This window comes from Nocardiopsis sp. MT53, assembly GCF_019598965.1.
Classification (GTDB): Bacteria; Actinomycetota; Actinomycetes; order Streptosporangiales; family Streptosporangiaceae; genus Nocardiopsis; species Nocardiopsis changdeensis.
In genome coordinates this window covers 4,701,561-4,719,921 of sequence record NZ_CP080599.1, presented here as the reverse complement: position 1 = coordinate 4,719,921, position 18,361 = coordinate 4,701,561, and the positions used below count along the sequence as shown (strand labels likewise).

The following is an 18,361-nucleotide window of genomic DNA, read 5'->3' as shown; positions in this document are numbered from 1 at the left end:
AGCCTACGCGGCGCCCGGGCCGCTCAGGCCTCCTCCAGCCGGGGGAACACCACCTTGTTGAGGATGATCGTCAGCGACGCGGCGACCGGGATCGCCAGCAGCGCCCCCACCAGGCCCATCATGGCGCCGCCGACCAGGGCCGCCGTGATGTTGGCGGTCGGCGAGACGTGCACGGCCCGGCGCATCACCCGCGGGGAGATCACGTAGCTCTCGATCTGCTGGTAGACGAGGAAGAAGGCCAGGGTGAACAGCCCCAGCCAGGGGTCCACCAGAGTCATGGCCATGGCCGCCACCACCGCACCGATCGTTGTGCCCACCAGGGGGATGAGCGCCGTCACCCCCACCACCAGTCCCAGCGTCAGGGCGTAGGAGGAACCGACCGCCCAGAAGAAGAGGAAGGCGACCACACCCGTGATCGCCGCCACCACCAGCTCCCCGGCGATGAACGCACCGATGCGCAGCACGATCTCGTCGCCGATCTCGCGTACCCCCGTGCGCCGTGAAGCGGGGACCAGCCGGTAGCAGACGTCGAGGATGCCGTGGAGCGAGGCCATGAAGAACAGGGTGAGAATGAAGATGGTGAAGGAGGCCACCACGGAGTTCACCACCACCTGGCCCACACCGACCAGGCCGCCGAAGAGCTGCCGCCCGACGTCGGGATCGGCGACGGCCCCCTGGAGCCGGTCCAACAGGTCGTAGCGCTCGTTCAGGTCGGCGAAGAAAGCGTTCTTCTGGAGGTCGTCGATCATCGCGGGAAGGCCCGCGGCCAGACTCGCGACCTGCTCGGTCAGCGGTGGGACGATCGCCCAGACGAACACCGCGGTGAACGCCACCAGTGCCAGGCAGACGACGAGGATCGCCAGCCATCGCGGCAGGCGGGCGCGGCTGCGCAGGAACTCGATCACCGGGTTGAGACCGACGGCGACGAAGAGCGCCACCACGATGTAGACGAGCACCCCGCGCACGCCCACCAGCGCCTGCACCATCAGCCAGGCGACGAGCACACCCAGGGCCCCGACGAACCCGATCCGGAAGTAGGCCGGGCGCCGGGCCGGGGGTCCCGGACGGTCCTCCGCCGCGGCCTGCGGCTCCTCCCGGGCCGTGTGCTCCTCCCGTCCGGCCCCCTCCCTCCGCGGCCCCCTCCCCTCGCGCGGTCCGCCCCTGCCGCCGTTCGGCTCCGTCGACGCTCCGTCGCTCATGCCGTCTCCGCCCCCTTCTCCGCTGGAACGCGCAGGGTGAACAGCGCACCGCCGAGCAGGTCGCTGCGACCGGCCACCAGGGTGCCCCCGTAGGCCTTGGCGATCTCCCGGGAGATGGCCAGTCCCAGGCCGCTGCCCTCGGGGTCCAGGTCGCGCGACTCGCGCAGCCGGGCGAACCGCTCGAAGATCCGCTCGCGGTCGGCCTCGGGGACGCCGGAACCGTCGTCGTGCACCTCCACCACCGCGTATCCGTCCTCGTCGAGGTCGACGACGATGTCGATCCGCTCGTGGGCGTGGCGCTCGGCGTTGGCGACCAGGTTGGTCAGCAGCCGGGTCACCCGCAGCCGGTCCATGCACACCGGGACCTCGACCGGGGCGTGGACGTGCAGGTCGGCCACCTCCTGGCGGTCCCCGAACTCCTTCCGCACCAGGGCGGCGAGGTCGAAGGGCTCGCGGGAGGCCGCCAGGTCCGATCCCATGCGGGCGAGTTCGAGCAGGTCGGAGACGATGTTCTCCAGGCGCTCGGTGTCCGAGAGCAGGTCGGTCAGCAGCCGCTCGCGCTCCCGGGGGTCGGGGCGGGGGTCCGACAGCTCCACCTCCAGCTTGGCGCGCATCCCGGCGATGGGGTTGCGCAGCTCGTGGGAGGCGTCGGAGACGAACCGGCGCTGGCGGGTGACGGCCTCCTCCAGCCGGTCGAGGCTGGCGTTGGCGGTACGGGCCAGGTGCGCGATCTCGTCCTCGGTGCGCGGGACCCGGAGCCTGCGGTGCAGGTCGGTGACGGAGATGGCCTCCATCTGGTCGCTGATCAGCTCCACCGGGCGCAGCGCGCGGCCCACGCCGACCCAGATGATCAGCGCGGTGACGGCGAGCAGCCCGAGCGAGGTGCCGATCAGCACCGCCTCCAGGGTGCCCGTGACCAGGACCGGGGGCGTCCGGGCCGCCGCCAGCACCATGACGTCGCCGTAGGCGGAGTCGGCGACGGCGTACCCCACCACCAGGTAGCAGTCGGTGTAGTCCTCGCCGTCCCGTTCCACGCAGGTGCTGGTGTCCACCCGGAAGTCGCCCCGGCTGGGGTGGTCGTGGGTCAGCGGGGGGAGGCCGCGCATGGCGTCGCTGGCGGCGAGCACCTCGCCGGAGTGCCAGTCGACGATCTGCAGCCGCAGGACCGGTTCGGGGGCCGGGACGGGCCCCGGGTAGCGCTCCGTGCTGATCTCCTCGACGACGTGGCGTCCGGCGATGGCGGCGCGGTCCCGGGCCTGGGAGGTGATGAGGTCGCGCAGCAGGAGGACGGAGACGGTCAGGCCGATGGCGACGACGACCACGAGCGCGACCATGGCCCCCGCGGTGACCCGCCCTCTGATCGAGCGGGGACGCACGCGGTTCCAGATCCGTCTGCGGCCACCGCTCCTGTCCGACACCCGCCCATTGTCACCCGCCGTGGCCGTGAACCGCCGAATTGGGCCCGGTGTGGCGCAGTGGGTGCACGGACAGTGACCCGTGTCCCGATTCGGGGCGTTCCGGTCGCCCGGGGGCCCGCGGCGTCACTCGTAGGGGTCCGGCGGGTCGGTCACCTCCTCCCGTTCGGCGACCGCGAACCGGTGCTCGTTGACGTCGTACAGCTCCCCATCGGGCTCCACCCAGGTGCCCCGGACGGTCCACCAGCTGTCCGCCTCCGGGACGGGGCCGTCGGTGATCAGCACCTTGTTGACCACCGCGTCGGCGGCGCAGCAGGCCATCTGGAGCCGGGCCAGGTACCATCCCTCGCCGTCCTCGGCGGGGACGGCGAACCCGGTGAGCTCGACGGTGCGCCCGGCCATCGTGCGCTCCTCGTCGATCCAGGCGCGCATGACGAACTGGCGCAGTTCCAGGGGGACGACCTCGCCCTCGGCGGCCTCCTCCAGGCCGTCGTCGAACTGCCCCGACCGCTCCCGCTGGGGCGGTGGCGCGGAGGACTCCGAGGCGGTGCTCTGCACGGTGTAGGAGCCCAGCGCCGGCGGGGCCACCACGAACACGGCGAGCACCGGGAGCAGCAGCAGCCAGGCCACGTGCGGGGCGCGCGAATGGTCGTGGCCGTGGCCGCCGCCGTGCCCGTACGCCTCGGCGACGGCCTCGTCGTCCCCGGGGTGCGCGTGGTGCGCGTGCTCCTCGGCCTCCCCGCGCAGCTCGGCGATGACCAGCCACACGCCCAGCACCGCCATGACCGCGCCGGCGGCGATGAGGAACGGCTGGAAGGCGGGTTTGACCCAGTTGAGGTACATGTCCGTGGGCACGGTGGCGGTGAGCGCCGAGGTGCCCAGCAGCACCAGTGTGAGCCCTTGCGCGATGCGGTTCACAGGATCAGGCCTCCGATCAGGAAGGTGGCCGCCAGGGCGACGATCAGGCACAGGGGGACGAAGCGCACCACGAACCGCCAGCCGAACACCCCGGCCTGCATGGCGATGAGCTTGAGGTCCACGATCGGGCCCACCACCATGAACGCCAGCTTGGCGGTGGGCGAGAAGTCGGTGAGGCTGAGCGCGACGAACGCGTCGGCCTCGGAGCAGATCGACAGCAGGATCGCCAGCAGCGCGAGCACCAGCACCGAGACGACCGGCATCCCCGCCACGGTCAGCAGCCACTCGCGGGGGACCATGACGTTGATGGTGGCGGCTGCCAGCCCGCCGACGACGAGGTAGCCGCCGGCGTGCATCATGTCGTGCACCATCGACTCGCGGAAGACCCGCCACTTGGACTCGCCCGGGTCGACCGGCCGGGAGGGCAGGCGCAGCCACTCGGTGCGGCCGAAGCGCACCCAGATCCAGCCGATGACGACCGCGGCCAGCAGCGAGGCGACGAACCGGGCGAGCACCATCTCCGGCTGCCCGGCGAAGGCCACGGCGGTGGCGATCATGACGACCGGGTTGATGGCGGGCGCCGCCAGCAGGAAGGTGAGCGCGGCGGCGGGGGCGACCCCGCGCCGGATCAGGCTCCCGGCGATGGGCACCGACGCGCACTCGCAGCCCGGCAGCAGCGCGCCGGACAGCCCGGCCACCGGGACCGCGTGGCCGGCCTTGCGCGGGATGAACCGCTGGTAGACGGAGGTCGGCACGAAGGCGGTGAGCGCCGCCGACAGCGCGACCCCGAAGACCAGGAAGGGCAGCGCCTGGAAGCAGATGGCGGTGAAGATGGTCGCCCAGGTCAGGAACGCCGGCCCGGTGAGCTGGTCGGAGAACCAGGCGTGGCCGACGGCCATCGCGGTGATGAGCGCCGCGAACAGCCAGACCGTCCCGGTGCGGCGCCCGCCGCGGCGGCGCCCCCAGTCGTCGGGTGGCAGCTCGGAGTCCCGTGCGGGGACGAACGGGTCGCCGGGCGGGGGCTCGCCCCCGTGGGTGTGCTGGGGTGTGGTCCGTTCGGACACGGTGGCACTCCGTGATGGATCGTGTGGGTCTCCGGGCATAGTACCGAAAACCGTTTTCGTCCTGGACCGGTCCGGGCCGGCCTGTGGACGACTCCTCCGCAGCGTGGCGGGGACGCGGCGGTGCCGCCCGCCCGGACCGCGCACCCGCCCCCACGCGACGGAGGACCCCGGCACGGCGACGGGGGGAGCGCCGTCCGCTCCCCCCGTGTCCCCCGCCGCGCGGTCCGCGGGCCTCAGTCGCCCCGGCGCTCGTCGTCCCCGGGCCCCTCCTCCGGGGTCTCGTCGTGCTCGGCCAGGGCCTCGGCCGGGTCGGCCGGGGCCTGCCCTTGGCTGCGGTCCACGTCCTCGGGCAGCGCCCCGCCGGGCTCGCCCCAGCACTGGACCCCGCGCAGGTCGGGCATCTTGGACAGTGTGAACTGCGGGTCCAGCCCGTTGCGCAGCTGGCGGCTGTAGTCCGCCAGCAGGCGGAAGGCGATCGCCGACAGCGGCGCCAGGGCCAGCAGGTTGACGGTGGCCATGACGCCCATCGCGATGTCCGCGAGGTTCCACACGACGGTGAGCGGGGCGACGGCGCCCAGGAAGACCGCCGCCAGCACCGCGTAGCGGAAGTACGTCATGTGCTTGGGATCGGCGTCCAGGAACCCGAGGTTGGTCTCGCCGTAGTAGTAGTTGCCCAGCACCGACGTGAACGCCAGCAGGAACAGGATCACGGTCAGGGCGTGCAGGGACCAGCCGCCCAGAGTGCTCTCCAGCGCCCGCTGGGTGACCTCGGCCCCGGTCTCCGTGGCGAAGTCGGGCCCGTAGACCAGGATGATGAACGCGGTGACCGAGCACACCAGCCAGGTGTCGAAGTACACACCCAGGGTCTGCACCAGGCCCTGCTTGGCGGGGTGGGAGACCGACGCGGTGGCGCCGGCGTTGGGCGCCGAGCCCAGGCCGGCCTCGTTGGAGAACATGCCCCGGCGCATCCCCTGGAGGATCGCGGCCCCGGCACCGCCCGCCACGAACTCGCGCAGCCCGAACGCCCCGGCGAAGATGTCGCCGACCACCCGGGGCAGCTCCCCGATGTTGAGGGCCACGACGGCCAGGCCGAGCAGGATGTACAGGATCGCCATCAGCGGGACCAGCGCCTGGGCGACGGTGGCGATGCGGCGCACGCCGCCGAAGATGACGGCCGCGGTCAGGCCCGCCAGCCCCAGGCCGACGACGACGTCGAGGACCCAGCCGGCGGGGAGGCCCAGGTCGCGGACGGAGGTGGAGACGGCTCCAGCGATGCTGTTGGACTGCACCGTGTTGAAGACCAGGCTGAAGGTGACGGTGATGACGACCGCGAACAGCACGCTCATCCACCGGTTCTCCAGGCCGTACCGGATGTAGTAGGCGGGGCCGCCGCGGAAGCCCGTGGGGGTGCGCACCTTGTACAGCTGGGCCAGGGTCGACTCCACGAACGCGGCCGCGCCCAGGACGCAGGACATCGCCCACATCCAGAAGACCGCGCCCGGACCGCCGAGCATCACCGCCGTCGCCACGCCCACGATGTTGCCGGTGCCGACCCGGGAGGCGGCCGAGATCGCGAAGGCCTGGAAGGAGGAGATCTCCCTGCCGCCGTCGGGGGCCGTGCCGGGGCTGCTGCGCAGGACCCGGAACATCTCCGGCAGCAGCCTCAGCTGCACCACACCGGAGCGGACCGTGAAGTACACGGCCAGCAGGACGAGGAGCGGGATGAGGAAGTAGGACCAGAAGACGTTGTTGACGGCGACGAGAAAGGTGTTGAGGACGGGCACGCGTTTCCCTTCCGGCGACCGGGTGGCCCCGTTGACGGCACCGGGGTCTGCCCGCCACTGTCCACCGCGGCCCGGCCGGAACGGGACGCGGACACGCGAAACCGCGGTAAAGGACCTTAATGTCCGCGCCGCACGGGGCCATCACCCATACCGGGGCGGTCACATATGGCGCATGTGACCATGGTCACTGCCGATCGGCGTCTCTACCGTTCGGAACATGAGCACGACCACCCCAGACCCCGCCGCCGCGAAGCGCACCCCCTTCATGCGCGTGGTGACCGCCAGCCTGATCGGCACCACCATCGAGTGGTACGACTTCTTCCTCTACGGGTCGGCCGCCGCCCTCGTCTTCAACCACGTCTTCTTCCCCGAGTCCGATCCGCTGGTGGGCACCATGCTGGCGTTCACCACCTACGCGGTCGGCTTCATCGCCCGCCCGCTGGGCGGACTGGTCTTCGGCCACTTCGGCGACCGGATCGGCCGAAAACAGCTCCTGGTCCTGAGCCTGCTGCTGATGGGCGGCGCGACCTTCGCGATCGGCCTGCTGCCGACCTACGCCGCCGTCGGCGTCGCCGCACCGCTGCTGCTGACCCTGCTGCGGGTCGTCCAGGGGTTCGCCCTGGGCGGCGAGTGGGGCGGGGCCGTCCTGCTGGTCGCCGAGCACGGCAGGCCCGAGCACCGGGGCTTCTGGGCCTCCTGGCCGCAGGCGGGCGCGCCCGGCGGCAACCTGCTGGCCACCGCGGTGCTGGCGATCCTGGCCGTGGCCCTGCCCGACGAGGCCTTCCTGGACTGGGGCTGGCGCATCCCGTTCCTGCTGTCCGGGGTGCTGGTCCTCATCGGCCTGTGGGTGCGCCTGGCGGTGACCGAGTCCCGGGTGTTCCAGGAGGCGCGGGCCCGGGCCGAGGGGTCGGGCGAGCGGGAGCGGGCGCCCATCGTCGGCGTGCTGCGCCACCACTGGCGTGAGGCGCTCGTCGCGATGGGCGTGCGGATGGCCGAGAACGTCTCCTACTACGTCGTCACCGCGTTCATCCTGGTCTACGCGACGCAGCAGGCGGACATGCCCAACGGCCTGGTGCTGAACGCGGTGCTCATCGCCTCGGCGGTCCACCTGGTGACGATCCCGCTGTGGGGCGCGCTGTCGGACCGGGTGGGGCGCCGCCCGGTGACGGCGGTCGGAGCGGCCGGGGTCGGCCTGTGGGCGTTCGCGTTCTTCCCGCTGATCGACACCGGCGCGTTCTGGGCGGTGACGCTGGCCGCGACGGTGGGCCTGGTGATGCACGGCGCCATGTACGGCCCGCAGGCGGCGTTCTTCTCGGAGCTGTTCAGCACGCGGACGCGCTACTCGGGGGCGTCGGTGGGCTACCAGCTGGCTTCGATCGCGGCGGGCGGGGTGGCCCCGCTGATCGCGACGGCCCTGCTGGCCGCGTTCGGGTCGAGCCTGCCGATCTCGCTGTACGTGGCGGCGATGGGCGCGCTCACGCTGACGGCGGTGTGGGCGTCCCGGGAGACCCGGGGCCGTTCCCTGGACTGATCGGCACCGCGTCCGAGAGGAGTCCTCACCCCGGTAAGGGCCCGGGCCCGGCAGGTCATCCTGCCGGGCCCGGGTCGTGTCGGTGCTCGCTCAGTACTGGCGGGCGGAGTCGAAGCGCTCGCCGCCGCGGCGGTTGCCGCGCGGGCCGCCCCGGGAGTCGTCCCGGTAGCCGCCCCGGCGCTCGCCGCCGCGGAAGCCGCCCTCACGGCGGTCACCGCCGCGGAAGCCGCCCTCGCGACGCTCGCCGCCACGGAAACCGCCCTCGCGGTCACCGCCGCGGAAACCGCCCTCACGCCGGTCGCCACCGCGGAAGCCGCCCTCACGGCGCTCGCCGCCACGGAAACCGCCTTCACGGTCACCGCCGCGGAAACCGCCCTCGCGGTCGCCCCGGTAGCCGCCTTCACGCCGGTCGCCGCCACGGAAGCCGCCTTCGCGGTCACCGCGGAAGCCGCCCTCACGGCGCTCGCCACCGCGGTAGCCGCCCTCACGCCGGTCACCGCGGTAGCCGCCGCGGTAACCGCCGCCGCGCGGGCCGCCGCGGCCGCGGCGCTCGCGCACCGGCTCCGGCGGCTCGATCCACGGCTCCCAGGAGGGCTCGCGGGCTCCGGTCACCTCGGCGAGCAGTTCGTCGCCGGGGTTCACCAGGTGCTGCTGGGCGTCGACGCCGGCGTCGCTGAGCAGGCGCCGGGCCATGCGGCGCTGGTTGGGCGCCACCAGGGACACCACGGAGCCGGAGGAGCCGGCGCGGGCCGTGCGGCCGCCGCGGTGCAGGTAGTCCTTGTGCCCGGTGGGCAGGTCGACGTTGACGACCAGGTCGATGCCGTCGACGTGGATGCCGCGCGCGGCGACGTCGGTGGCGACCAGGGCCTGGATGCGGCCCTCGCGGAACTTGGCCAGGGTGCGGGTGCGCACGCTCTGGGTCTTGCCGCCGTGCAGGGAGGCGCTGGGCACGCCGGCCTCGGCCAGCTGCTCGCTGATCGTGTCGGCGCGGTACTTGCTGCGCACGAACAGGATGGTGCGGCCTTCGCGCGCGGCGATCTGGGCGATGATCTTGTTCTTGTCGCGGGGCAACACCTTGAGCAGGTGGTGCTCCATGGTGGCGACCTGGGAGACCGGCGGGTCCACCGAGTGGGTGCGCGGGTCGTTCATGTACTTGCGCACCAGCTTGTCGACGTCGCCGTCGAGCGTGGCGGAGAACAGCAGGGTCTGGCCCTCGGGCTTGACCTGGTCGAGCAGCTCGCTGACCTGCGGCATGAAGCCCATGTCGCACATCTGGTCGGCCTCGTCCAGCACCGAGATCTCGACGTCGCCCAGGTCGCAGGCGCCCTGCTCGATGAGGTCGGTGAGGCGGCCGGGGGTGGCGACCAGGACGTCGACACCGCGGCGCAGCTCGTTGATCTGGCGGGTGTAGGAGCTGCCTCCCACGACGTCGCCGACGCGGGCGCCCACGATTCGGGCGTAGGTGCGCAGCGCGTCGCGGACCTGGTGGGCGAGTTCGCGGGTGGGCACGAGGATCAGGGCCCGGGGGCGGTTGGCGGCGGCCCGGCGCTCGGCGGCGCGGACCAGGACCGGCAGGCCGAAGGCCAGGGTCTTGCCCGAGCCGGTGCGGCCGCAGCCGAGGACGTCGAGTCCCTCGAGGGCGTCGGGGATCGTGGCCGCCTGGATCGGGAACGGGGTGGTCACACCGTTCTTGGCCAGCTCTTCGACGATGTCCTGGGGAAGCCCGAGGCTGTCGAAGGCAGGCTCTACGGCAGTGTCCGTCAAGGTGACGTGTACCTTCCTCATCGGTTGGCGGCGTTTCGAGGAAGGCTCCACACGGAAGGCCATCGCGGTCCCGGCGAAGAAATCACACAAACGCGCCTGATCACACGCGGATGTGGGCCCCTACGTCGGACATGGGGCTTGGTCTCTTCGGGAAGAGTCGCGCCGAGGTGATCGGCGTACGAGATCCGCGTCTTGAGCGGTCTCGGCGCGCCCTGATGCGCGCGGCATTGCGAACGACCGCTTGGTGAAGCCTACTAGAGATCGCTCCGAAGTGGGGACGGGACGGGCGTTTTTCACCGGTGATCCGGGTCTCTCCGCCCCGTCCCCGCCTTCAAGCGGCGCGGGGTCAGGCCCCGGCGCCCATGGCCTTGGCCAGGGAGGTCAGCCGGTCGACCTGCGCGCGGCGCTCGGCGCGCGCCTGCTCCTCGAGCGTGTTGCCCGCGGCCTGCTGGAGCAGCGCCTTGGTGGCGGCGGCCGCCTCGGGGTTGGTCGCCAGCAGAGCGGCGACGACGTCGTCGACGGCGCCCTCCAGCTCCTCCACGGGGACGACCAGCTCCGCCAGGCCCAGCTCGCGGGCCTCGGCGGCCTCGACCCGGCGGGCGGTCAGGCAGATCTCGACGGCGCGGTTGACGCCGACGATGTCGACCAGCGGCTTGGTGCCGGTGAGGTCGGGGACCAGCCCCAGGGCGGGCTCCTTCATCGTGAACTTGGCGTCCTCGGCGAGGATGCGGATGTCGCAGGACAGGGCCAGCTGGAACCCGGCGCCGATGGCGTGCCCGCGGACGGCGGCGACGCTGACGATGTCGGGGCGGCGCAGCCACAGGAACCCGGCCTGCAGCTCGGCGATGTGGCCCTCGATGTCGTCGGCGTCGGCGCTGCCGTCCAGGACGCCGGCCACCAGGGAGCGCTCCCCCTCGACCCCTTCGGGGGTGAACATGTTGAGGTCGATCCCGGCGGAGAAGATGTCGCCCTCTCCGGCGATCACGACGATTCGGACATCCTCGGGAAGGGTCTGGCCGATGTGGGCCAGGGTCGTCCAGGTGCGCCCGGTCATCGCGTTGCGGCGCTCGGGGCGGCTGATGGTGATGCGGGCGACGTGCCCGTCCACCCTCAGCCGGAGCCCGGCCCGGGAGAGCTCGTCCTCGGTGGGCGGCTCACCGGCGCCGTTCGCGGCCTGTGCCATGGGGGTTCCTTCCGTGGGTGTGCCGTGTCACCCCGAATATTACCCATGGGTAACCGCCAGGGCGCGCTCAGGCCTTGCGTGTCGCCCCGCCCCGGCCGCGCAGCTCCACCCCCGCCTCGCCGAGCAGGCGGTGCACGAAACCGTAGGAACGCCCGGTGGCCGCCGCCAGCTGGCGGATGCTCTCGCCCGCGTCGTAGCGGCGCTTGAGCTCGACGGCGAGTTCGGAGCGGTTCTCACCGGCCACCCGGGTGCCCTTTCCCAGCGCGTCGTTCACAGGTTCACTCCTCGAGGGGTCGACGGTCAGGGACCCTCATGATGGGACATCGGGAACGCGGACCGCCACATTGACCGCCCGCCACGCCGGACACGCCGGGCGATCGCCCGTTTTCGGAACGCCGCAAACACCGACCGAAAAGAGGAGGGGTGAACCTCACCGGTCCCCCGGGCGTCCACCCCCACCCCGGGGCGCCCGGGCGCCCCGCCGGCGCTCACGCCAGCGCGATGAGGTCCTCGAACTCGGCGTTCCACACGTCCTCGACCCCGTCGGGCAGCAGGATGACCCGCTCGGGCTGGAGCGCGTCCACCGCGCCCTCGTCGTGGGTGACCAGCACGATCGCGCCCTTGTAGTTGCGCAGCGCCGCCAGGATCTCCTCGCGGCTGGCCGGGTCCAGGTTGTTGGTCGGCTCGTCCAGCAGGAGCACGTTGGCGCTGGAGACCACCAGCGTGGCCAGGGCCAGCCGGGTCTTCTCGCCGCCGGAGAGCACTCCGGCGGGCTTGTCCACGTCGTCCCCGGTGAACAGGAACGAGCCCAGGGTGCGCCGCGCCTCGACCTCCGGCAGGTCCGGGGCGGCGCTCATCATGTTCTCCAGGACGCTGCGGTCCACGTCCAGGGTCTCGTGCTCCTGGGCGTAGTAGCCCAGTTTGAGCCCGTGCCCGGGGACCACCCGCCCGAAGTCGGGCTGCTCGATCCCGCCCAGCAGGCGCAGCAGGGTCGTCTTGCCCGCGCCGTTGAGGCCCAGGATGACGACCCGGCTGCCCCGGTCGATGGCCAGGTCCACGCCCGTGAAGATCTCCAGCGACCCGTAGGACTTGGACAGCCCCTCCGCCATCAGCGGGGTGCGCCCGCTCGGCGCCGGGTCGGGGAAGCGCAGCTTGGCGACGCGGTCGGCCTGGCGCACCCCCGCCACGCCGTCCATGATGCGATCGGCGCGGTTGAGCATCTGCTGGGCGGCGCGCGCCTTGGTCGCCTTGGACCGGAACCTGTCGGCCTGCTTGCGCAGGGTGTCGGCCTGCTTCTCGGCGTTGGCCAGCTCCCGCTTGCGGCGGCGCTCGTCGGCCTCGCGCTGGGCCAGGTACTGCTTCCAGCCCATGTTGTAGATGTCGATGACGCTGCGGTTGGCATCCAGGTAGAAGACCTTGTTCACCACCTGCTCGACCAGTTCCACGTCGTGGCTGATCACGATGAGCCCGCCCTGGTGGGACTTGAGGAAGTCGCGCAGCCAGACGATGGAGTCGGCGTCCAGGTGGTTGGTGGGCTCGTCCAGCAGCAGGGTGTCGGCCCCGCTGAACAGGATGCGCGCCAGCTCGATGCGGCGGCGCTGGCCGCCGGACAGGGTGCGCAGCGGCTGGCCCAGCACCTTGTCGGGCAGGCCCAGGCTGGAGGCGATGGCGGCGGCCTCGGACTCGGCGGCGTAGCCGCCCAGCACGTGCAGGCGCTCCTCCCAGCGCCCGTAGGCGCGCACGCCCTTGTTGCGGGTCTTGGTGTCGGTGCTGGCCATCTTCTTCTCGGCCTCGCGCAGCCCGCGCAGGGCCTCGTCGATGCCGCGGGCCGACAGGATGCGGTCGCGGGCCAGCACGTCGAGGTCGCCGGTGCGGGGGTCCTGGGGCAGGTAGCCGATGCTCCCGGAGGAGGTGACCGTGCCGCCGGTGGGCAGGCCCTCGCCCGCCAGCACCTTGGTCATCGTGGTCTTGCCCGCGCCGTTGCGCCCCACGAGTCCGATGCGGTCACCGGCGGCGACGCGGAAGGTGGTCGGCTCCAGCAGGAGGCGAGGACCGACGCGCAGTTCGAGGTCGGTGGCGATCAGCATGATGGGGCTTCCTACGAGGTGGAGACGGTTCGGGCGGCCGTGCGCGCCGGTCCGGCGGCGGTGCGGGCGGACGGGGGAGCGGTGGCGCGGGGGCCGACCGACCCAGCCTAACGGCAGCGGTCGGGAGCGCCGCCAGGGGTTTTCTCCCCGGGACGACGGCGTCCCCGTCCTGTCGAACAGGAACGGGGACGCCGGACATTCCCGGGGGCGGGGTCAGCCGTCGGAGGGCGGGTCCTCCGGACGCTCCTCCTTCTTGTCCCCCTTGCCGGGCTTGGGAGCGGCCTTGGCCCCGGTCTTGGCGGCGCCCTCCCCCGGGGAGGGCGTCGTGGCCATGACCCCCTGCTTCTTCTTGGCCTTCTCCGTCGGCGCGGAGCCGGGGTCGTCGGGCTCGGCCTCCTCCTGCTCCTCCGGTGCGGCCGGCGGCCGGTCGCGCAGCAGGGCGGCGAGCACCGCGGCCACGGGGGTGGCCAGGAACATGCCGGGGATGTTCCCCAGGACGGCGCCGATGGAGATCGCGATGAGCACGACCGGCGAGGGCAGTTCCAGCGCCTGGCCGTAGATGCGCGGCGCGAAGAGGTTGCTCTCCAGCTGCTGGATGAGCAGCACCCAGCCGAGCACGACCAGGGCCATGACCCAGTCCACGGTCACGAACGTCACCAGGACGGCGACCAGGCCGCTGAGGAACGCACCGATGATCGGCAGGAACGCGCCGATGAAGGTGAGCACGATCAGCGGGATCGCCAGGCTGGGGTCGAGGATGAAGATCAGCAGCACACCGATGCCGATGGCGTCGATGGCGCCGACCGCCGCCACCCCGCGCACGTAGTTGCCCATCACCTTGTAGGCGACGTTGCCGGCGTGCTGCAGGCCGGGGCGCGACCCCGGCGGGAGCAGGGTGAGCAGCCAGTCCATGAGCAGGTCGCCCGAGTGCACGAAGTACACGGTCAGGGCGATGATGAGGACGATGCCGACCAGGATCGAGACGACCGCGGCGCCCGCGGTCCACGCGCCGCTGATGAGCTGGCTGCTGTTCTCCTCGATCATGGTGGTGATCTGCCGGGTGGCGTCGGCGATCATGTCGTCGAGCTCGAACATCTCGGGGCTCAGCCCGAACGGCAGCTGGAGGTTCTGGATCTCCTCCAGGCCCTCGGTGACGCTGGAGACCAGGGCGTCCGAGCCCTGGACCGCCGGCATGATGATCATCGTCAGGACACCGCCGAAGACGATGAGCGCCACCACGATGGAGATCGTGGTGGAGAGCCCCCGGCCGAGCCCCTTGCGGCGCAGCCAGTTGGCGAGCGGCATCAGCAGCGCGGTGATGAAGACCGCCAGGATCAGCGGCAGGGTGACCACCGACAGGTACACCAGCGCGTAGATCAGCAGGCCCGCGACGAATCCGATGAGCAGCATCCGCCAGGCGACGTCGCTGACCCGGCGCAGCAGGTCCGGCGGGGCGGCCTCGGCCTGCGCCGCCGCCTCCTCGGCCCGGCGCCTGGCCTCGGCGATCTCGCGCTCCTCGGCCTCCAGCCTGGCCCGGCGCTCCTCGTTGGCCCGGCGCGCGGCGAGCCACTTGTTCAGGAGCGCCCAGACTCCCGGCCGTTGGGCTTGCACATCGACTCCATTTCTTCACTTCTGCGGGTGCCCCCCGTCACGGGGTGGAGGGGTGCACGGGGGTTCTTGTAGAGGGTGATGCGTCCGGGGGATGGGGGGTTCGCACCCGTCGGCGTGAGAACGGTGTCAGAACTGCCAGGGTTCCCGGGGACGGCCGCTCTCGACGATCTCGTTGCCGAAGGGGGCCAGCGCGACCGGGATCATCTTGAGCGAGGCCCAGGCCATGGGGATGCCGATGACGGTGATCGCCAGGCCGATCGCGGTGGCGATGTGCCCCAGGGTGAGCCACCAGCCGGCGACGATCAGCCAGATGACGTTGAGGACGGTGCTGCCCGCGCCCGCGCCGGGCTTGCGCACGAGTTCGCGGCCGAAGGGCCACAGGGCGTATCCGGCCATCCGGAAGGAGGCGACGCCGAAGGGGATCGTGACGATGAGGATGCAGCAGATGAGCCCGGCGAAGGCGTAGCCCACCGCGAGCCAGAAACCCGCGACGAAGAGCCAGATGACGTTGAGGATGAACCGCAGGAGGGCCACGGCGACTCGAACTCCTTGTGGTGGTGCCAGAGGACGACCCGGTATCGGGGTGTCCTTCGCTTTCTATCGCGTGTGACGCCCGGACACCACGACCTGTTCCTCCTGCGCGCCCCTGGTCCTTCCCCTAGGGGCCCGCCCGTCGCCCGCCACCACCCTCAACGGACGGCCTACAGCCGCAGCCCTCCCGCCCGTCGCCCGCCACCACCCTCAACGGACGGCCTACAGCCGCAGCCCTCCCGCCCGTCGCCCGTCGCCGCCGTCGGCCCCCAGGGGGCGGGGGTTCGCGCCGGCCGCCACCCCGGGGGCGGCGACGGAGGGTGAGGACATACGGTCCCACCCAATCGCGGTGACGTGCCGTGTCCGCAATGTGATCGGCGTATCAGGGGGAGCCCCTAGGCAGGAGCGACATCGCCCCATACGATGTGCTGTGTCCTTCGCAAGGCACTCGTTCTTGCAATAAGTGACGAACTCGGACAAACGACCGGAGATCCGCCGCAAGGCATCAGATTTCGGTAACGGTTGGGCGAGTAATTTCCCCACCCCCCGTGCACGATCGGGAGTGGGGATGGCATGATTACGTACCGGCTCGGACGGATGGCCGTCACCGCCTCCGAGAGCCGTTCGCGTGAGAACACACCCGCAGTCGGCGATCACCGCCGCTCGGTTCGCGTGCTTCTCGTGGTCTCAGCCACACCGGGGAACATCGCCTGCACCGTTCGGCGTTTGCGTCGTGCGGGGTCGCTCACGCCGCATGACCGACTTTTGGGTGACTGAAGCTTTTTCCGACAGCTTACTAGTGATTTCAGTAGAGGTGGTTCAAGCATGTCTCAGGTACGTCGGCAGGCCGCGCTGCGCCCCCGCCCGAGCTGGGGGTGGCAGGATGCCGCCGCGTGCCGGGGCGAGGACCTTGTGCTCTTCTTCGGCCCGGATGGCGAGCGCCAGCCGGAGCGGGAGATCCGCGAGCGCAAGGCCAAGGAGATCTGTGCGGCCTGCCCGGTTCGAACCGACTGCCTGGACTATGCGATCTCGCGTCCGGAGAAGTACGGCACCTGGGGCGGCCTGAACGAGGACGAGCGCGCCTCCGAGCGCCGTCGTCGTATGCGTCGCGCCAACGCCGCCTGAGTCCTCAGGCGGTCGCGCAACCGCGATCCGGCCGATCTTCCTCCTCGGCGGCCCCGGCCCCGTGCGAAACCCGCGTCGCCCCGACACTCCGTCGGCGGCGGCGCGGGTTCTTCGTTCTCCGGCGCCCTCCGGGTCCGGGCCTCAGCCCCGGCCGCGCGGGAGGTACCGGTCGAACCAGTCCTGGGCCTCCACCGCCACCTGCCGCCATTCCCGGGCTCCCCGGAGCAGTTCCTCGGCCCCCGACAGCACCTTGAGGTCGGTGGGCCCGCCCATCCGGCCCCGGGCCCACTCCCCCAGTTCGCGCACGAACGAGTCGCGGCTCTCCAGCATCACCAGGACCGGGGCGCGCACGTCGGGCAGCGCGGGCTCGGCGAGGTCGATCCGGCCGCCGTGCACCACCGCCGCGGCCACGTCGCCCGGCCGCCGCGCGGCGGTCACGAGCGCGGCCGGGGCCCCGGCCCCCGAGCCCAGCACCCCCACCGGGTCGCTGGCGGCGTCGGTGGCCCGGCGCAGCCAGGTGACGGCCGAGCTCAGCCGCTCGCCCAGCACCTCCGTCGCGGCGCCGCCGCCCACCGAGGAGCGCTCCTCCCCCACCAGCAGGTCGAGCATCAGGGTCGCGTACCCCGCCCGTTGCAGCACCGAGGCGATCGCCCGCCAGCGCGGATCGCCGCGCGCCTCCCCGAACGCCATGACCACCGCGCCGCGCAGCGCCGCCGGGAGGGTGAGGTCGCCGTCCAGGTAGACGTCGCCCGCGCGCACCCGCACGCCCCGGGCCGTGCCCGGCCGGCTGTGGCTGCGCCCCACCTCCGACATGATGGCGGTGACGTGGCCGTCGGAGAGCTGGTCGAAGTCGCGGTACCACTCCCCCACGGCCCGGAAGTTGTCCGGGACGCCGAGCACCACGACGGCGTCGGCCTCCTCCTTGAGCATCGCGATCGCCTCCCTGGAGGCGACCGGGACGGCCAGCACCAGCTGGGCCGGGCCGGCCTGGCGCACCATGCGCAGGGCGGCGCGGGCGGTGCCGCCGGTGGCCACCCCGTCGTCGACGACCACGCAGTCGCGCCCGGCGATGTCCGGGGGCGGGCGCTCGCCCCGGTAGACCCGGCGGCGTCGGTCGAGTTCGGCGCGCTCGGCGTCCACCGTCCCGGCCAGGGCCTGGCGGGGCACCCGCATCCGGGCCAGGGCCAGGTCGTCGAAGAGGACGCGCCCGTCCTCGGCGATCGCGCCGACCCCCAGCTCGGGGTGGCCCGGGAGGCCGATCTTGCGGACGACCAGGACGTCGAAGTCGGCGTCGAGGCGGCGGGCCAGCTCCGCGCCGACCGGGACACCGCCCCGGGGCAGGGCCAGGACCAGGGGGTCCGAGACCGCGTACGGCCGGACCCGCTCCGCCAGGCGGCGGCCCGCCTCGGAGCGGTCGGTGAACGGCAGGGAAACGGGTACCGGATTCATGTGCCTCACCGGCGCCGGGCTCGGGCGCCGCTCCTCTCGCCGTGTCGAAGGGAGCCGATGGAAAAGTGGTACCGGACATACCCCGGGAGCCGGAGGTTGCAACCCCGGCCACGGTCAAAACCCCCGGGTCAGGTCCTGCGGTACCCGTTCCGCAGCACGGCCATGAGCAGGGCGTCGTGGCGGCGTCCCTCCCACAGCAGCGAGTCGCGCAGCCGCCCCTCGACGGAGAAGCCGCAGGAGCGGTACACGGCGATGGCCCTCATGTTGAAGGCGTAGACGTACAGCCACACCCGGTGCAGGCCGACGTGCTCGAAGGCGTACTCCAGCACCATCCGGGTGGCCTCCCGGCCCAGCCCCTGCCCGGTGAACTCCAGTGCGGACAGGGCGATGCGGTACCCGGCGCTCTCGTTCTCCGGGGCCACCGAGTACAGCGACAGCTCGCCGAGGTAGCGGCCGTCGTGCGGGGCGGTGATGGCCAGGTCCAGCCGGTCCGGGCTCCGCGGGCGGCCGCGGCACCACTCCCGGGCCTCGTCGTAGGTGAGGTGGTGGTGGGTCCCGGTGAGTCTGCGGATCTCCTCGTCGAGTCCCGCCGCGAAGTAGGCGTCCGTGTGCTCGGGGCCCAGCGGCACCAGGCGCACGTGCTTTCCGGTGAGTGTGGGTTTGTCTCGCAGCGCGCTCGTATTGATCATGGGCTCTTCCG

15 protein-coding genes are annotated in these 18,361 nt (G+C 72.2%); 2 read left to right on the top strand and 13 right to left on the bottom strand.

Annotation, left to right across the window (positions count from 1 at the left end):
- Positions 1 to 23: 23 nt before the first annotated feature.
- The 5 genes from K1J57_RS20935 to K1J57_RS20915 form a co-directional block, all read right to left on the bottom strand.
- On the bottom strand, positions 24 to 1,199 hold the full coding sequence (locus K1J57_RS20935; RefSeq protein WP_220560280.1) for an AI-2E family transporter: 1,176 nt from the start codon (positions 1,197 to 1,199) through the stop codon (positions 24 to 26).
- Positions 1,196 to 2,533 (bottom strand): cell wall metabolism sensor histidine kinase WalK, encoded by a 1,338-nt coding sequence (locus K1J57_RS20930; protein WP_220560279.1) that lies wholly within the window; start codon positions 2,531 to 2,533, stop codon positions 1,196 to 1,198. Before K1J57_RS20930 ends, K1J57_RS20935 begins: the two co-directional genes overlap by 4 nt.
- Positions 2,534 to 2,740: 207 nt before the next feature.
- The gene (locus K1J57_RS20925; RefSeq protein WP_220560278.1) at positions 2,741 to 3,532 is read right to left on the bottom strand and encodes a TIGR03943 family protein; all 792 of its coding nucleotides are present in this window, start codon (positions 3,530 to 3,532) and stop codon (positions 2,741 to 2,743) included.
- Complete coding sequence (locus tag K1J57_RS20920; RefSeq protein WP_255646459.1) at positions 3,529 to 4,596, bottom strand: permease; 1,068 nt, start codon at positions 4,594 to 4,596, stop codon at positions 3,529 to 3,531. Before K1J57_RS20920 ends, K1J57_RS20925 begins: the two co-directional genes overlap by 4 nt.
- Positions 4,597 to 4,829: 233 nt before the next feature.
- Entirely contained in the window at positions 4,830 to 6,380 is a 1,551-nt protein-coding gene (locus K1J57_RS20915; RefSeq protein WP_220560276.1) for a sodium:alanine symporter family protein, read from the bottom strand.
- 217 nt (positions 6,381 to 6,597) lie between these two features.
- On the opposite strand from K1J57_RS20915, the gene K1J57_RS20910 reads away from it, so the two are divergent.
- The gene (locus K1J57_RS20910) at positions 6,598 to 7,911 is read left to right on the top strand and encodes an MFS transporter (RefSeq protein ID WP_220560275.1); all 1,314 of its coding nucleotides are present in this window, start codon (positions 6,598 to 6,600) and stop codon (positions 7,909 to 7,911) included.
- Between the two features lie 90 nt (positions 7,912 to 8,001).
- On the opposite strand, the gene K1J57_RS20905 is transcribed toward K1J57_RS20910, so the two are convergent.
- The 6 genes from K1J57_RS20905 to K1J57_RS20880 all read right to left on the bottom strand — a co-directional run bounded on the left by K1J57_RS20905 (position 8,002) and on the right by K1J57_RS20880 (position 15,090).
- On the bottom strand, positions 8,002 to 9,675 hold the full coding sequence (locus K1J57_RS20905; RefSeq protein WP_255646458.1) for a DEAD/DEAH box helicase: 1,674 nt from the start codon (positions 9,673 to 9,675) through the stop codon (positions 8,002 to 8,004).
- Between the two features lie 346 nt (positions 9,676 to 10,021).
- Positions 10,022 to 10,858: an enoyl-CoA hydratase/isomerase family protein gene (locus K1J57_RS20900; protein ID WP_220560272.1), complete on the bottom strand. Its 837-nt coding sequence runs from the start codon at positions 10,856 to 10,858 to the stop codon at positions 10,022 to 10,024.
- A gap of 67 nt (positions 10,859 to 10,925) precedes the next feature.
- Entirely contained in the window at positions 10,926 to 11,132 is a 207-nt protein-coding gene (locus K1J57_RS20895) for a helix-turn-helix domain-containing protein (protein WP_220560271.1), read from the bottom strand.
- Positions 11,133 to 11,346: 214 nt separating this feature from the next.
- A complete protein-coding gene (locus K1J57_RS20890; RefSeq protein WP_220560270.1) occupies positions 11,347 to 12,945 on the bottom strand; it encodes an ABC-F family ATP-binding cassette domain-containing protein in 1,599 nt (532 codons plus the stop codon).
- Positions 12,946 to 13,158: 213 nt separating this feature from the next.
- On the bottom strand, positions 13,159 to 14,556 hold the full coding sequence (locus K1J57_RS20885) for an AI-2E family transporter (RefSeq protein ID WP_220560269.1): 1,398 nt from the start codon (positions 14,554 to 14,556) through the stop codon (positions 13,159 to 13,161).
- Between the two features lie 126 nt (positions 14,557 to 14,682).
- Entirely contained in the window at positions 14,683 to 15,090 is a 408-nt protein-coding gene (locus K1J57_RS20880) for a YccF domain-containing protein (protein WP_220560268.1), read from the bottom strand.
- 909 nt (positions 15,091 to 15,999) lie between these two features.
- Between K1J57_RS20880 and K1J57_RS20875 the strand changes: the two genes are divergently transcribed.
- Positions 16,000 to 16,212 (top strand): WhiB family transcriptional regulator, encoded by a 213-nt coding sequence (locus K1J57_RS20875; RefSeq protein WP_014913398.1) that lies wholly within the window; start codon positions 16,000 to 16,002, stop codon positions 16,210 to 16,212.
- Positions 16,213 to 16,353: 141 nt separating this feature from the next.
- On the opposite strand, the gene K1J57_RS20870 is transcribed toward K1J57_RS20875, so the two are convergent.
- Positions 16,354 to 17,661 (bottom strand): phosphoribosyltransferase family protein, encoded by a 1,308-nt coding sequence (locus K1J57_RS20870; RefSeq protein ID WP_220560267.1) that lies wholly within the window; start codon positions 17,659 to 17,661, stop codon positions 16,354 to 16,356.
- 128 nt (positions 17,662 to 17,789) lie between these two features.
- Positions 17,790 to 18,350, bottom strand: coding sequence for a GNAT family N-acetyltransferase (locus K1J57_RS20865; RefSeq protein WP_220560266.1), 561 nt, complete (start codon positions 18,348 to 18,350; stop codon positions 17,790 to 17,792).
- Positions 18,351 to 18,361: the final 11 nt, after the last annotated feature.